This is a genomic window from Acidocella sp. KAb 2-4 (assembly GCF_020567705.1).
GTDB lineage: Bacteria > Pseudomonadota > Alphaproteobacteria > Acetobacterales > Acetobacteraceae > Acidocella.
The window spans coordinates 76,614-91,084 of the sequence record NZ_JAJDJU010000011.1 but is presented as its reverse complement, the minus strand read 5'-3'; the positions used below and the strand labels follow the sequence as shown (position 1 = coordinate 91,084).

At 66.4% G+C, this 14,471-nt stretch carries 14 protein-coding genes; 7 read left to right on the top strand and 7 right to left on the bottom strand.

Annotation, left to right across the window (positions count from 1 at the left end):
• Positions 1 to 6: 6 nt before the first annotated feature.
• The 6 genes from LI953_RS09260 to carA form a co-directional block, all read right to left on the bottom strand.
• Entirely contained in the window at positions 7 to 1,203 is a 1,197-nt protein-coding gene (locus LI953_RS09260; protein WP_227075788.1) for a threonine ammonia-lyase, read from the bottom strand.
• A gap of 6 nt (positions 1,204 to 1,209) precedes the next feature.
• Positions 1,210 to 1,683, bottom strand: a complete 474-nt coding sequence (gene greA, locus LI953_RS09255; protein WP_227075787.1) for a transcription elongation factor GreA — start codon at positions 1,681 to 1,683, stop codon at positions 1,210 to 1,212.
• A gap of 82 nt (positions 1,684 to 1,765) precedes the next feature.
• A complete protein-coding gene (carB, locus tag LI953_RS09250; RefSeq protein WP_227075786.1) occupies positions 1,766 to 5,008 on the bottom strand; it encodes a carbamoyl-phosphate synthase large subunit in 3,243 nt (1,080 codons plus the stop codon).
• Between the two features lie 9 nt (positions 5,009 to 5,017).
• Entirely contained in the window at positions 5,018 to 5,320 is a 303-nt protein-coding gene (locus LI953_RS09245; protein ID WP_227075785.1) for a nucleotidyltransferase domain-containing protein, read from the bottom strand.
• Positions 5,317 to 5,703 (bottom strand): HI0074 family nucleotidyltransferase substrate-binding subunit, encoded by a 387-nt coding sequence (locus tag LI953_RS09240; protein WP_227075784.1) that lies wholly within the window; start codon positions 5,701 to 5,703, stop codon positions 5,317 to 5,319. Before LI953_RS09240 ends, LI953_RS09245 begins: the two co-directional genes overlap by 4 nt.
• Positions 5,704 to 5,708: 5 nt before the next feature.
• On the bottom strand, positions 5,709 to 7,034 hold the full coding sequence (gene carA, locus LI953_RS09235) for a glutamine-hydrolyzing carbamoyl-phosphate synthase small subunit (RefSeq protein ID WP_227075783.1): 1,326 nt from the start codon (positions 7,032 to 7,034) through the stop codon (positions 5,709 to 5,711).
• A 79-nt stretch (positions 7,035 to 7,113) separates the two neighbouring features.
• Between carA and LI953_RS09230 the strand changes: the two genes are divergently transcribed.
• The 7 genes from LI953_RS09230 to moaA all read left to right on the top strand — a co-directional run bounded on the left by LI953_RS09230 (position 7,114) and on the right by moaA (position 13,783).
• Positions 7,114 to 7,572, top strand: coding sequence for a GatB/YqeY domain-containing protein (locus tag LI953_RS09230; protein ID WP_227075782.1), 459 nt, complete (start codon positions 7,114 to 7,116; stop codon positions 7,570 to 7,572).
• 3 nt (positions 7,573 to 7,575) lie between these two features.
• The gene (gene dnaG / locus LI953_RS09225) at positions 7,576 to 9,396 is read left to right on the top strand and encodes a DNA primase (protein ID WP_227075781.1); all 1,821 of its coding nucleotides are present in this window, start codon (positions 7,576 to 7,578) and stop codon (positions 9,394 to 9,396) included.
• A gap of 81 nt (positions 9,397 to 9,477) precedes the next feature.
• Positions 9,478 to 11,382 (top strand): RNA polymerase sigma factor RpoD, encoded by a 1,905-nt coding sequence (gene rpoD / locus LI953_RS09220; RefSeq protein WP_227075780.1) that lies wholly within the window; start codon positions 9,478 to 9,480, stop codon positions 11,380 to 11,382.
• Positions 11,382 to 11,978: a GNAT family N-acetyltransferase gene (locus LI953_RS09215; protein WP_227075779.1), complete on the top strand. Its 597-nt coding sequence runs from the start codon at positions 11,382 to 11,384 to the stop codon at positions 11,976 to 11,978. The genes rpoD and LI953_RS09215 overlap by 1 nt, the downstream gene beginning before the upstream one ends.
• Complete coding sequence (locus LI953_RS09210; RefSeq protein WP_227075778.1) at positions 11,975 to 12,610, top strand: RluA family pseudouridine synthase; 636 nt, start codon at positions 11,975 to 11,977, stop codon at positions 12,608 to 12,610. The genes LI953_RS09215 and LI953_RS09210 overlap by 4 nt, the downstream gene beginning before the upstream one ends.
• Positions 12,597 to 12,782, top strand: coding sequence for a DUF3553 domain-containing protein (locus LI953_RS09205; protein ID WP_227075777.1), 186 nt, complete (start codon positions 12,597 to 12,599; stop codon positions 12,780 to 12,782). Before LI953_RS09210 ends, LI953_RS09205 begins: the two co-directional genes overlap by 14 nt.
• Before the next feature lie 29 nt (positions 12,783 to 12,811).
• Positions 12,812 to 13,783 carry a GTP 3',8-cyclase MoaA gene (gene moaA, locus LI953_RS09200; RefSeq protein ID WP_227075776.1) on the top strand — a complete coding sequence of 324 codons (972 nt, stop codon included), beginning with the start codon at positions 12,812 to 12,814 and terminating at the stop codon, positions 13,781 to 13,783.
• Here the strand turns inward: moaA and LI953_RS09195 are convergent.
• Positions 13,780 to 14,382: a TetR/AcrR family transcriptional regulator gene (locus tag LI953_RS09195; protein WP_227075775.1), complete on the bottom strand. Its 603-nt coding sequence runs from the start codon at positions 14,380 to 14,382 to the stop codon at positions 13,780 to 13,782. The genes moaA and LI953_RS09195 overlap by 4 nt on opposite strands.
• Positions 14,383 to 14,471 lie beyond the last annotated feature (89 nt).

The following is a 14,471-nucleotide window of genomic DNA, read 5'->3' as shown; positions in this document are numbered from 1 at the left end:
AACTTTTTAAAGTCTTCTCAGCGTGAACACCTCGGCGAGCGAGGCTTCGATGGCGGCGCCATGATTAGGGTCGCGCGCCTCGATCATGATCTCCAACTGCGCATCCTGCACATGCGGGCTGGAGAACAGGCGGTGATGCGAAACCTCCAGGATATTGCCACCGAGCGCGCCGATGCGCGTCGCCACCTCGGCCAACATGCCGGGGCGGTCGGGCATCTCGATGACTAGGCGCAGGATGCGGCCGTCGCGCAGCAAATGGCGCATGAGCGTGTTGGAGAGCGTGCGCAGATCGATATTGCCGCCGCAGATCGAGATGCCGATTTTCTTGCCCTTGAACCGCTCGGGGAAGGAGAGCAGCGCCGCCAGTCCGGCCGCGCCTGCGCCTTCCGTCACCTGCTTGGCGCTTTCAACGAAGGTGGCGATGGCGCGCTCGATGGCGTATTCGGCCACCACCATCACCGGCACGTTCAGCGCCTTCAGGATCGCCAGCGGCATCTGGCCGATATCGCGCACGGCGATGCCCTCGGCGATGGTCGGGCCGCCGACATGGATTGTCTCGCCCGCCAGGGCCTGGGAGAAAGCAGCGTAATTCTCGACCTCAACGCCCAGCACTTCGCATTGCGGGCGCAGATGCCGCGCCACCACGGCGGTGCCCGCGATCAGCCCGCCGCCGCCCGTGGCCTGCACGATCATATCGAGATCGGGCTGGTCCTCGAACATCTCCAGCGCCATGGTGGCCTGGCCCGCGATCACGCCGGGGTCGTCATAAGGGTGCAAGAAGAACAGGCCTTCCTCCTCCTCCAGCCGGTGCGCCTCGGCGGCGGCTTCAGCCAGGGTCTCACCATGTAGCACCACATTGGCGCCCCAGGCGGCGGTGCGCGTCACCTTGGTTGCGGGGGTGTGGCGGGGCATTACGATGCTGGCCTTGATGCCAGCGAGCTGGGCGTGGCGGGCCACGGCCTGGGCATGGTTGCCGGCAGACATCGCCACCACCCCGGCCTTGCGCTCCTCGGGGCTCAGCAGGGCGATGCGGTTGGCCGCGCCGCGCTCCTTGAAGGCGCCGGTGGCCTGCAGATGGTCGTATTTAATATACACCTCCGCGCCGGTCAGGCGGGAAATCCCGTCCGCGCGCAGGAAAGGCGTGCGCAGCACCGCCCCCTGGATCCGCTTGGCCGCGGCCTGGACGTCGTCGAAGGTGATCATGATGATTTAACCGTAAGTGATCTTGAGGATTTCGTAGGATTTGTCGCCGCCCGGGGCGGGCACGGAGACAGTCTCGCCGACGCGCTTGGAGATCAGCGCCTTGGCCAGCGGCGAGGTGATGGACAGGCGCGCGCGCTTGATGTCCGCCTCATGCATGCCGACGATCTGGTAGGTGACCTCCAGCTCCGTGTCCTCGTCCACCAGCAAAATGGTGGCGCCGAACTTCACCGTGTCGCCCGAAAGGCTCGCAGGGTCGATGACTTCGGCCGCCGAGGTAATCTCCTCCAGCTCGGAAATTCGCCCCTCGATGAAGGATTGGCGTTCACGCGCGGCGTGGTACTCGGCGTTTTCCGAGAGATCGCCATGGGCGCGGGCCTCGGCGATGGCACGGATGATCGCCGGGCGCTCCACCGCCTTCAGGTGCCGCAATTCATCTTCGAGTGCCGCGAGACCAGCCGCGGTCATGGGGAATTTCTGCACTTTTTCTCCTCAAGGGCCGAGGCCCCCGATGGGCTTGGGGGTAAACAGGGGAAACCCTGCCGGCGGTTAAGCCGGCAGGGCCTTAGAAAGGCTTGGCAAAGTACGACTGAAGCGGCGCGACTTCAAGAGTACCCGCGATCATCGCCGCGATGGCATGGGCGGTGGCCCGGGCGGCGGCGATGGTGGTGAAATTGGGGACACCATGAGTCAGCGCCGAGCGGCGGATGTCGAAGCTGTCGGCCACTGATTGCGCGCCATGCGCGGTGTTGATCACCAGCTGGATCTCGCCCGAGCGGATGGCGTCCACGCAATGCGGGCGGCCTTCCAGCACTTTGTTCACGCGCTTCACCGGAATCCCGGCCTCGGCGATGCATTTGGCGGTGCCCGAGGTGGCCATGATGGAGAAGCCCAACTCCGCCAGCCGCCGCGCCACCGGCACGATGGCCGCCTTGTCGCTGTCCTTCACCGAGACGAAGGCCGTGCCCTTGAGCGGCAGCGAGACGCCTGCGCCCGCCTGCGCCTTGGCGAAGGCGCGGGCGAAATTCGTGTCCAGCCCCATCACCTCGCCGGTCGATTTCATTTCAGGCCCGAGCAGCGTGTCCACGTTCGGGAAGCGCGCGAAGGGGAACACCGCCTCCTTCACCGCGACATGCGGGAGGGAAACGGAATCATCGAGCTTGAAGCTGGCGAGCTTCGCCCCGGCCATGACCAGCGCGCCCAGCTTGGCCACCGGCACGCCAGTCGCCTTGGCGACGAAAGGCACGGTGCGCGAGGCGCGCGGGTTCACCTCAAGCACGTAGATGGTGTCGTTCTGGATGGCGTATTGCACGTTCATCAGCCCGACCACGCCGAGCGCCTTGGCCATGGCCACGGTCTCGGCGCGCAGCTCGGCCACGATGGCGGGGGAGAGCGAATAGGGCGGGATGGAGCAGGCGGAATCGCCGGAATGGATGCCGGCTTCCTCGATATGCTCCATCACCCCGGCGACATAAACGGTCTCGCCGTCGCAGATGCAGTCCACATCGACCTCGCTCGCCTCGTTGAGGTAGCGGTCGATCAGCACCGGGTTGTCGCCGGAGACGCGCACGGCCTCACGGATGTAGCGGGTCAGCCCGGCGCGGTCATACACGATCTCCATCGCGCGTCCGCCCAGCACGTAAGACGGGCGGATGATGACCGGGTAGCCGATGCGCTCGGCGATCGCCTCGGCCTGTTCGGCGGAGCGGGCGATGCCGTTATCCGGCTGGCGCAACCCGAGGCGCTTGAGCAGGGCCTGGAAGCGCTCGCGGTCTTCCGCGACGTCGATGGCGTCGGCCGAGGTGCCGAGGATGGGGATGTCCGCCGCCTCCAGCGCCAGGGAGAGCTTGAGCGGCGTCTGCCCGCCATATTGCACGATGCAGCCGAGCAGCGTGCCTTTCTCCTGCTCCTTCTTCAGCAGCGAGATCACGTCCTCGGCGAAGAGCGGCTCGAAATAGAGCCGGTCGGAGGTGTCGTAATCGGTGGAGACGGTCTCCGGGTTGCAGTTGACCATGATGGTCTCATACCCGGCATCACGCAGCGCATAGGCGGCATGGACGCAGCAATAATCGAACTCGATGCCCTGGCCGATGCGGTTCGGCCCGCCGCCGAGAATGACGACCTTCTGGCGGTCGGACACATCCGCCTCGTCCAGCGGCTGGCCATAGGCGCCTTCGTAAGTGGAATACATATACGAGGTGGCGGAGGCGAATTCGCCGGCGCAGGTGTCGATGCGCTTATACACCGGCGTGACGCCGAGCTTGAGCCGCGCGGCGGTCACGGCGCTTTCCTTCTGCCCGGTCAGCTCCGCGAGGCGCTTATCGGCGAAGCCCATCGCCTTGAGGCGGCGCAGCCCGTGCGCGTCGCGCGGCAGGCCATGCGTCTTCACCTCGCGCTCGGCCTCGATGATGTCCTGCATCTGGCGCAGATACCAGGGGTCGAACTTGCAGGTGGCGTGGATTTCCTCAACCGTCAGCCCGGCGCGCAGAGCCTGCGCGGCAATCAGCAGACGGTCAGGGCGCGGGGTGGAGAGGGCGGCGCGGAACGCATCCGCCGTGCCATCGCCCGGCGGGGGGATTTCATCGAGGCCGGAGAGCCCTGTCTCCAGCGAGCGCAAGCCCTTTTGCAGCGCCTCGGCGAAGTTGCGGCCGATCGCCATCGCCTCGCCCACCGATTTCATCGAGGTGCTCAGCAGCGCCGGGGTGCCGGGGAATTTCTCGAAGGTGAAGCGCGGGATCTTGATCACCACGTAATCGATCACCGGCTCGAAGGAGGCGGGGGTGGATTTGGTGATGTCGTTCTGCAACTCGTCCAGCGTGTAGCCGACGGCGAGCTTGGCCGCGATCTTCGCGATCGGGAAGCCGGTGGCCTTGGAGGCGAGCGCCGAGGAGCGCGACACGCGCGGGTTCATCTCGATCACGACCAAGCGGCCATCCACCGGATTGATGCCGAACTGCACGTTGGAGCCGCCAGTATCCACGCCGATGCGGCGCAGACACGCGATGGAGGCGTCGCGCATGATCTGGAATTCTTTGTCGGTGAGCGTCAGCGCCGGGGCCACGGTCACGCTGTCGCCGGTGTGCACGCCCATCGGGTCGATATTCTCGATGGAGCAGACGATGATGCAGTTGTCAGCGGAATCGCGGACCACCTCGAATTCATACTCTTTCCAGCCGAGCACCGATTCTTCGACCAGCACCTCGTTGGTGGGCGAGGCCTCGATGCCGCCCAGGCAGATCTCGAAGAATTCCTCGCGGTTATAGGCGATGCCGCCGCCCGTGCCGCCGAGCGTGAAGCTGGGGCGGATGACGGCGGGCAGGCCGACAAGCTCCAGCGCCGCCGTGGCTTCCTCGCGGTTATGCGCGATCGCCGAGCGCGGGCCCATCACGCCGATCTCGGCCATCGCGTCGCGGAATTTCAGCCGGTCCTCGGCGCGGTCGATCACCTCGGCCTTGGCGCCGATCAACTCCACCCCGTGTTTGTCCAGCGTGCCGGATTTCGCCAGCGCCATCGCCGTGTTCAGTGCCGTTTGCCCGCCCATGGTCGGCAGCAGCGCGTCCGGCTTCTCCTTGATGATGATCTTCTCGACCATCTCCGGGGTGATCGGCTCGATATAGGTCGCATCCGCCAGCGACGGATCGGTCATGATCGTCGCCGGGTTGGAGTTGACGAGAATGACGCGGTAGCCCTCCTCGCGCAGCGCCTTGCAGGCCTGGGCGCCGGAATAGTCGAACTCGCAGGCCTGGCCGATGACGATCGGCCCGGCGCCGATGATCATGATGCTCTTGATGTCTGTGCGTTTGGGCATGGGGTGTCCTTATTCGAAGCCGGGAAACGGGATTTTATGCGCGTCGATGAGCGCGCGGAATTCATCGGAAATGTTGTGCAGATCTACAAGATCGACGTTGAACGGCAGCGCCGCCTCGTCCAGTGCCGCGGCCAGCTGCGCCTTGGCGGAGGAGGACAGAGGCGCGCCCGCGTCAATCGCGAGGTCGAGGTCTGAACCGCGCCGCGCGCCGCCTTTGGCACGTGAGCCGAAGGCCCAGATTTTGGCGCCGGGCAGATGGGCGCGCAAAATATCCCGCGCCAGAGCCAGCTCTTTTGGATCCGCCTGGATCACGATTGCCGCGCCTCGATTTGCGTGGCCAGAAAGACAGCAGCCTTGGCAAAGCCGGGAAGTTTCGCGATCACGGCGAGGGCCCTGTCTTCGTTATAGGCGCGGCTTGTGGCGTTGCGGGCGTCGCGGAAATCCGCCCAGACGTCCCAGCTTTCAGCCAGCAAGCTGCGATCATAGCCAAGCCGGATGAGCTGCGGAAAAGACAGCTCCGCCACGCTGTGCGGCTCCGTCGCCTCCAAATGGCGGCGCAGGGTTTTGTAGGCGAGCTCGTAGGAATACTCGAAACGCTGGATACAGGCGTCGCGGATGAATTTGTCCTCCGGCGCGCGCGCAAGCGCCGCCAGCGCTTCATCGAGCGTGGCCAAGGCGCGGCGCAGAGAGGACAAATCGATCAACCCAGCATCTCAACGAAGCGTGTGAACAGATAGGCGCTGTCGGACGGGCCGGGGCTGGCCTCGGGGTGGTATTGCACCGAGAATACGCGCTTGGCCTTGCAGGCGATGCCTTCGTTCGAGCCGTCGAACAGCGAGACATGCGTGACCTCGACACCCGCGGGCAGCGAATTTTCATCCACCGCGAAGCCGTGGTTCTGCGAGGTGATCTCGACCTTGCCAGTGGTCAGGTCCTTCACCGGCTGGTTGGCGCCCCGATGCCCGCGCTCCAGCTTGTAGGTCTTGCCGCCCAGCGCCGTGGCCAGAAGCTGGTGGCCGAGGCAGATGCCGAAAATCGGCACGCCCGCCGCCATCACGCCCTGGATGGCGGGCACGGCATACACCGCTGTCGCCGCCGGGTCGCCGGGGCCGTTGGAGAGGAACACGCCGTCGGGCTTGTGGCGCAGAATATCCTCGGCGCTGGCGGTGGCGGGCACCACCGTCACCTTGCACCCGGCCGAGGCCAGGCTGCGCAGGATGTTGCGCTTGGCGCCGTAATCCACGGCGACGATTTTTTTCACCGTCTCCGGCGTCGAATAGCCATGCTCCCAGCTCCAGGTGCCGCCGGTCCACTCATAGCTTTGCGTGCAGGAGACGTCCTTGGCCAAGTCCAGCCCCTCCAGCCCGCTCCAGGCGGCGGCGGTGGCGGCGAGGGATTTCAGGTCGAACCGGCCGTCCTCGGGGAAGGCCAGCACGGCATTGGGGGCGCCGAGATCGCGGATGCGCAGGGTGAGCGCGCGCGTATCCACCCCGGCGATGCCGGGAATGCCCATCTGGCGCAGCCAGGCGCCGAGATCGGCGGTGGCGCGGTAATTGGACGGCGCGGTGAAATCCTCCTTCACCACCAGCCCGCGGGCGAAGATGCGCGCGGCCTCCATATCCTCGCCATTGGTGCCGACATTGCCGATATGCGGGAAGGTGAAGGTGATGATCTGCCCGGCATAGGAGGGGTCGGTCAGCGTCTCCTGATAGCCGGTGAGGCCGGTGTTGAAGCACAGCTCGGAGGGCAGGCTGACCCCGTGCGCGCCAAAGCCACGGCCCCAGAACACGCTGCCATCGGCCAGCACCAGCGCGGCGGTGGCGCCGGGCGGCACCTCGCTCTCGGCGGGGGCGGAGAAATCCTCCAGGCTCAGCCCGGTGGCGGCCATGATCGCGGGCCAGTGGCGGGGCGGAATGGCCCCGGCGCTGCGCCATTTGCGCACGGCTTCGGCGGAGACGCCGGTGAGGGTTGCGGCGGCGTCCGAGCCACCCAGGCGGCGGAGGATTTCATCGATGGGCATTTGCATATATTATAGATAGCGGATTTTCCCTCCGGCCTCAACGACCTTCGGTGAGGCCGGAAATTTTTTCCGGAGAGTAGTAGAGATGAGCATTCGTGAAACCCTGACCGCCGCCGTGAAGGCCTCCATGCTGGCCCGCGACGCGGAGCGGACCTCCGCCCTGCGCATGATCCAGGCGAAGCTGAAGGATACCGACATCGCCGCCCGGCCCAAGGGGGTGGAGCAGGTCGCGGACGACGAAATCCTCGCCATGCTGCGCTCGATGATTAAGTCGCGCCGGGATTCGGTGACGCTCTACCGCCAGGGCGGGCGCGAGGAACTGGCCGCCAAGGAGGAGCAGGAGATCGCCGTGATCTCCGAATTCCTGCCGCAGACGCTGGAAGGCGAGGCGCTGGAGGCGGCCGTGAAGGAGGCGATCGCCGCCACCGGCGCGGCCTCGGTGAAGGATATGGGCAAGGTGGTGGGCGCGCTGAAGGCCAAGCATGGCGCGGCGCTCGACATGGCCGTGGCCTCGGCCGCGGTGAAGACGGCGCTGGCGGGCTGAGCCTTGGCGCTACCGGCGAATTTCCTCGACGAGCTGCGCGCGCGCGTCCCGATCCGCACGGTGATCGGGCGCACGGTCAAGCTCACCCGCTCCAGCCGGGACTGGAAGGGCTGTTGCCCCTTCCATGGGGAAAAGACGCCGTCCTTCTATGTATATGACGACCATTACCACTGCTTCGGCTGCGGCGCGCATGGCGATGTCATCACCTTCGTGATGAAGAGCACCGGCGCCGGGTTCATGGAGACGGTGGAAGAGCTCGCCCGGCAGGCGGGGCTGGAGGTGCCAAAGCCGACGCCGCAGGCGGCCGAGGCCGAGCAGCGCCGGGCCGGGCTCTCCGAGGTGCTGGAGGCGGCGGCACGGCAATACCAGCTCTGGCTCTCCGGCCCCGAGGGGCGGGCGGCGCTGGAGTATCTGCGCGGGCGCGGGCTGAGCGACGACACCATCCGCAAATTCGGCCTTGGCTGGTCCGGCGAGGGGCGGGGCGCGCTGGCGGCCGCCTTGCGCGGGCAGAACATCAAACCCGACCAGCTGATCGAGGCTGGGCTGATGAAGCAGGCCGAGCGCGGCCCGGTGGACATGTTCTTCGCGCGGGTGATGTTCCCGATCCGCGACAAGCGGGGCGCGATGATCAGCTTCGGCGGCCGGATCATGGGCGATGGCCAGCCGAAATACGTCAACGGCCCGGAAACGGCGGTCTTCGCCAAGCGCCGCGCGCTATACGGCCTGAATTTCGCCCGCGAGGCGGTGCGCAAGGGCGCGCGGCTGATCGTCGTGGAAGGCTATATGGATGTCATCGCCCTGGCGCAGGCGGGGTTTGGCGGGGCGGTGGCGCCGCTGGGCACGGCACTGACCGAGGAGCATCTGGAGGAACTTTGGAAGCTCTCGCCCGAGCCGGTGATCTGTTTTGACGGCGACGCCGCCGGGCAGCGCGCGGCGCTGCGCACGGTGGAGCTGGCGCTGGCGCATCTCAGCCCCGAGCGCTCGCTGCGCCTGCTGCGCCTGCCACCCAAGGACGACCCGGACAGCCTGATCCGCCGTGGCGGGGCGGCGGCCTTCCAGGCGGCGCTGGCGCAGGCGGAGCCGCTCTCCGAGGCGCTCTATGGCATGCTGACGGCCGCGCATCGTCCGCCCAACACGCCAGAGGGGCGCGCGGCGTTTCTGCACCGGCTGGACGAACTGGCCGGGCTGATCCCCGACAAGACCCTGGCCGGCGAATACCGCCAGCATCTGCGCGGGCGCTATTATGGCGAGCGCCGCCAAGCCCGGCCGCAGACAGCGTTCCGCCCCGGCCAGCCGGGCCGGCTGGCGCCGCCGCCCGTGAAGCTACCGCCGCGCCCGGCGCCCGACGCCTCGGCGGCTGATCTGCGCCGGGCGCGGCTGATGCTGGCGACGCTGCTGCGCCACCCGGTCCTGATCCACGATGTAGAGGAAGCCTTCGCCCATGTGCCGTTGCCGCCCGGCGACGAAGCGCTGCGCCACGCCCTGCACGGCTTCGCCGCCCAGGCCCGGCATCTTGACTCGGAGAATCTGTTAACCCATTTGGAAAGCCTCGGCCTGGCCGGGCAGGCGCGGGCGCTGTTGGCGCAAGCCGCGTCGGAATATCGCCTGGCCCCGGATGCCAGCCCGGCGGAAGCCGCGCAGTCTTGGTGGAGTTGGTATAGCCTGATGGATTTCAGTATCGACATGTTGCGGGCGCAGCGTGACGAGGCCCAGGCCTTCTGGCTGGCCCATCCCGAGGATCAGGCCGCCTGCGCGCGGCTGATGAAGTATAACGAATTACTGGCCGCGGCGCGTGCCGGAGAGACGGGAATCCCCGATTCCTGACCCTGGAAATGGTGGGCTTATTGCCTACCTGTCGAGTTGTAAAATATACGAGCCGCTTATCCCCCGGAGTACTGCCTGACCATGGCAATCAAGCCTGCGAACACCGCCGAGACCGCCGCCCCCGATACCGAAGCCGACGCCAATGTGCTGGACACCCAGTCCGCCGCCGTCAAGCGTCTGATCGCCAAGGGCAAGGAGCGCGGCTACATCACTTTTGATGAGCTCAACGCCGTTCTGCCCGCCGAGCAGAACTCCTCGGAGCAGATCGAGGACATCATGGCGATGCTCAACGAGATGGGCATCCAGGTGGTGGAATCCGAGGAGGGCGAGGAGGCCGAGGCCGCCATCGCGCCGAAGGAGGAGTTGGCCGAGGACGAGGAACAAGCTGGCAACATCTCCGAGAGCGCGGTCTCGCGCACCGACGACCCGGTGCGCATGTATCTGCGCGAGATGGGTTCGGTGGAGCTGCTCTCGCGCGAGGGTGAGATCGCCATCGCCAAGCGCATCGAGGCCGGGCGGGACATGATGATCCGCGGGCTTTGCGAAAGCCCGCTCACCTTCCGCGCCATCATCGCCTGGCATGAGGCGCTCAACAATGGCCGCGTGCTGCTGCGTGACGTGATCGACCTTGAGGCCATGCAGGCCGGGGGCGAGGTGGTCGAGGGTGATTTCGAGGCTAACGAGGAGATGGAGGAGGACGAGGAGGGCGAAGGCGCCGGCATGTCCCTCTCCGCCCTGGAGGAGAAGCTGAAGCCGGAGATCTTCCAGCATTTCGAGGAAATCGAGAAGCTCTACGAGAAGCTGGCCAAGCTGCAGACCAAGCGCCTGGAGAACCTGACCGCGGGCGGCGATGTGAACTCGCGCTCCGAGAAGACCTATGAAAAGCTGCGCGACGAGCTGGTGGCCAAGGTCGAGCAGATCCGCCTGCATAATAACCGCATCGAGGAGCTGGTGGCCCAGCTCAAGGTGCTCAACCAGCGCCTCAACGGGCTGGAGGGCCAGTTGCTGCGCCTGGCCGAGAGCAACAAGGTGACGCGCGACGAGTTTCTGCAGCATTATCGCGGCCGCGAGATGGACCCGAACTGGATCGCCTATGTCGCCGAGCTGCCGGGCAAGGGCTGGCGGGAGTTCGCCAAGAAGCACGAGGGCCAAGCCAATGAGCTGCGCGCGCAGATCGGCAAGGTCGCGGCTGAGGCCGGGCTGCCGATCGAGGAATTCCGCCGGGTTTACACCACCGTCTCGCGCGGCGAGCGTGACAGCACCCGCGCCAAGAAGGAGATGATCGAGGCCAATCTGCGCCTGGTGATCTCCATCGCCAAAAAATACACCAATCGCGGCCTGCAATTCCTGGACCTGATCCAGGAGGGCAATATCGGCCTGATGAAGGCGGTGGATAAGTTTGAATACCGCCGCGGCTATAAATTCTCGACCTACGCCACCTGGTGGATCCGCCAGGCGATCACCCGCTCGATCGCCGATCAGGCCCGCACCATCCGCATCCCGGTGCATATGATCGAGACGATCAACAAGCTGGTCCGCACCAGCCGCCAAATGCTGCACGAGATCGGCCGCGAGCCGACGCCGGAGGAACTGGCGGAGAAGCTCGGCATGCCGCTGGAGAAGGTGCGCAAGGTGCTGAAGATCGCCAAGGAGCCGATCTCGCTGGAGACCCCGATCGGCGACGAGGAGGACAGCCATCTCGGCGATTTCATCGAGGACAAGGCCGCCATCATCCCGCTCGACGCCGCGGTGCAGGCCAATCTGCGCGAGGCGGCGACGCGCGTGCTCTCCTCGCTCACCCCGCGCGAGGAGCGCGTGCTGCGCATGCGCTTCGGCATCGGCATGAACACCGACCACACGCTCGAAGAGGTCGGCCAACAGTTCAACGTGACCCGCGAGCGTATCCGCCAAATCGAGGCCAAGGCCCTGCGCAAGCTCAAGCACCCGAGCCGCAGCCGCAAGCTGCGCAGCTTCCTGGACGATTGATGGACGACGTGTTGTCCTACGCCCGCCCATTGCCGGGCGAGGCGACGGAGCGCGCGGTGGTGACCGTGGTGTTCCTGCGCATGCTGCGCGCGCCCGAGCGCCCGCCGGCCATTTTGCCGCCAGGGGTGACGCTGACGCGCGAGCGGCTTTCCGTGGCGCAATACCGCGCGTTGTATAACGATGTCGGCGGGCCGTGGCTGTGGTGGATGCGCCGGATGATGCCCGATGACATGCTGGCGCGGCATTTGGCCAGCCCGCAGGTGAGCACCTATGTGCTGCGCGTCAATGGCGAGGAGGCCGGGTTTTTCGAGACCGATGCCGGGTATTGGCCCTTCGTCAATCTCAACTATTTCGGGCTGAAGCCGGGTTTTGTCGGGCACGGGCTGGGGCGCAAATTCCTCGACGCGGCGGTGGATTCGGTGTTCCGTGGCGCCGCCGGGCTGGCGGGGATGACGGTGAATACCTGCTCGGCCGACCATCCGCGCGCGCTGCCCGCCTATCTCGCCGCCGGGTTTACCGAATACCGCCGCGTGCGCGAGGAGTGGGATATTCCGGTACGGCTCGGGCTGAAAGTGCCCGCGCATCTGCGCGGATGAACATCCTCTACCAGGACCGCCGCGCCCTGGTGATCGACAAGCCCGCCGGCTTGCCCGTGCATCCGGGCCGGGCGGGCGGGGCGAGCGTGGAGGATGAGTTCCCGCGCTGGCGCCAGGGCAAACAGGGGCCGTGGCTTGCGCACCGGCTGGATACCGACACGGCGGGGTGCCTCGTCATCGCGCTGAAAAAGAGCTTTCTGCTGGAGGCACAGGCCTTGTTCGCCGCCGGGCGGGTGGAAAAGATCTATTGGGCCGTGGTGGCGGGCGTGCCGGGCGTGCGCGCGGGCGTTATCGAGCAGCCCCTGGCCAAGTATACCCAGGGCCGCGCCTGGAAGATGGCGCCTGACCAGGCGGGCGAGAAGGCGGTGACGGAATACCGCGTGCGGGGCGATGACGGCGCCGTGGCGCTGGTCGAGTTCCGCCCCAAAACCGGGCGCACGCACCAGATCCGCGCCCATGCCGCCGCGCTGGGGCACCCGATCATCGGGGATGCCGTGTACGGCGGCGGGGTAGGGCGGCTACATCTGCTGGCGCGGCATATCCGGCTGCCGCTGGATGCGCCGGTGGAGGCCACCGCGCCCATCCCCGCGCATATGCACGAAAAAGTGGAGGCTTGCGGTGGAGCGCTCTGAATTCGCGCCCGGCGATTATGTGCGTCTGCCCGCGCGGCCCGATTGGGGGCTGGGCCAGGTGCAGAGCGCGATCGGCACCCGGGTGACGGTGATGTTCGAACATGCCGGCAAGGTGCTGGTGGATACCGGCGTCGCCCTACTGGTGCCGGCGGATGATGAAGAGGACTTGTAACGCCGGGTATTCCATCCGACCTTAAGGGCATGATCGACCCTTTTGGCCGTAAAGTCAGCTATCTGCGCGTTTCGGTGACGGATCGCTGCGATTTCCGCTGTGTGTATTGCATGGGGGAGGATATGACCTTCCTGCCCAAGGCCGAGCTGCTGAGCCTGGAGGAGCTGGAGCGGGTCTGCGCCGCGTTCATCCGCCTGGGCGTGCGCAAGATCCGTCTCACCGGCGGCGAGCCTCTGGTGCGGCGCGATGTGATGGACCTGATCAGGTCGCTCGGTCGCCGGCTGGGCGAGGGGCTGGAGGAGCTGACGCTGACCACCAATGGCTCGCAGCTGGCCCAGCACGCCAGCGGGCTGGCGGCGGCTGGGGTGAAGCGCATCAATGTCAGCCTCGATACGCTGGACCCCGATAAATTCGCCGCGCTCACCCGGCGCGGGTCGCTCGCGCAGGTGCTGACGGGGATCGACGCCGCGGCCGCGGCCGGGCTGCATATCAAGATCAACATGGTGGCGCTGCGCGGACGCAATGATGACGAGTTCGACGCCATGCTGGCATGGTGCGGGGCGCGCGGTTTCGATCTGTGCCTGATCGAGACCATGCCGATGGGTGAGGTGGAATACCGCGCCGTGACGCATTTGCCGCTGGCCGAGGTGCGCGCCGGGCTGGCCCGGCGCTGGACGCTGCTGCCCAGTACCTACGCCACCGGCGGCCCGGCGCGCTATGTGCAGGTGGCCGAGACGGGGCAGCGCCTGGGCTTCATCACCCCGCTCAGCCATAATTTCTGCGAGGCCTGCAACCGCGTGCGCATGACCTGCACCGGGCGGCTCTATATGTGTCTGGGGCAGGAGGATGCGGCGGATCTGCGCGCGCCGCTGCGCGCCGGAGGTGATGACGCGGCGCTGGAAGCCGCGATCCTGGCGGCGATCGCGCGCAAGCCGAAGGGGCATGATTTTGTCATTACCCGCACGGCGACGGCGCGCCATATGTCCGTGACAGGCGGTTAAGTGCCGGCGCGGCAGCACCCGGCGCAGAAGATATCCACCGCCCGGCGCACCCGCGCTTCCAGCGCCTGCCGGCCAGGCGGCGCGCGGAAGCCGATGAGCGCGCCGAGATGGAACTCCCCGATCGCCATGCCGAACAGCATGGCCGATAATTCCTTGGCCTCGGCGGGGGCGATACGGCTGCTGAGCGGCAGGCCGATGAGGCAGGATTCCAGCTTGTGCTGCGCCTTGCGCACCCGGTTGCGCAGAAATATCCGGCCGAAATCGGGGCTGTGCGTATATTCCGCCATGATCAGCCGCAGCATCGCGATCTGCGACGGCGCGAGCAGAAAGCGCGCCAGGCAGAGCAGATTGGCGACGAGAATATCCTTGGTCGTCCAGCCCGGTTCGGGGGCGGGGAATTGCAGCAGGGATTGGTGATGCGCGAGCAGGGCGGCGAACAGTTCGGTCTTGGAGGCGATCAAGGCATAGACGGTTTTTTTCGACATGCCAGCGGCCTTCGCCACTTCGTCCATGGTGGCGGCGTGATAGCCCTTGGCCAAAAACACGCTCTCCGCCGCCTCAAGCAGCGCTAAAACGCGCGGATCGGCCCCGGCATCCACATTTTGTTTTGCCGGTGTTAATTTTGTTTTTTTAATGGGATGCTGACCCGCCATGCCCTCTTATGCGGTGATGATTGGAAACTTTCAAG

Coding starts and splice junctions, on each gene's coding strand:
- LI953_RS09215 (WP_227075779.1), top strand. CDS start 11,382: ATGGACGACGTGTTGTCCTACGCCCGCCCATTGCCGGGCGAGGCGACG.
- LI953_RS09210 (WP_227075778.1), top strand. CDS start 11,975: ATGAACATCCTCTACCAGGACCGCCGCGCCCTGGTGATCGACAAGCCC.
- moaA (WP_227075776.1), top strand. CDS start 12,812: ATGATCGACCCTTTTGGCCGTAAAGTCAGCTATCTGCGCGTTTCGGTG.
- carB (WP_227075786.1), bottom strand. CDS start 5,008: ATGCCCAAACGCACAGACATCAAGAGCATCATGATCATCGGCGCCGGG.
- LI953_RS09260 (WP_227075788.1), bottom strand. CDS start 1,203: ATGATCACCTTCGACGACGTCCAGGCCGCGGCCAAGCGGATCCAGGGG.
- rpoD (WP_227075780.1), top strand. CDS start 9,478: ATGGCAATCAAGCCTGCGAACACCGCCGAGACCGCCGCCCCCGATACC.
- carA (WP_227075783.1), bottom strand. CDS start 7,034: ATGCAAATGCCCATCGATGAAATCCTCCGCCGCCTGGGTGGCTCGGAC.
- LI953_RS09230 (WP_227075782.1), top strand. CDS start 7,114: ATGAGCATTCGTGAAACCCTGACCGCCGCCGTGAAGGCCTCCATGCTG.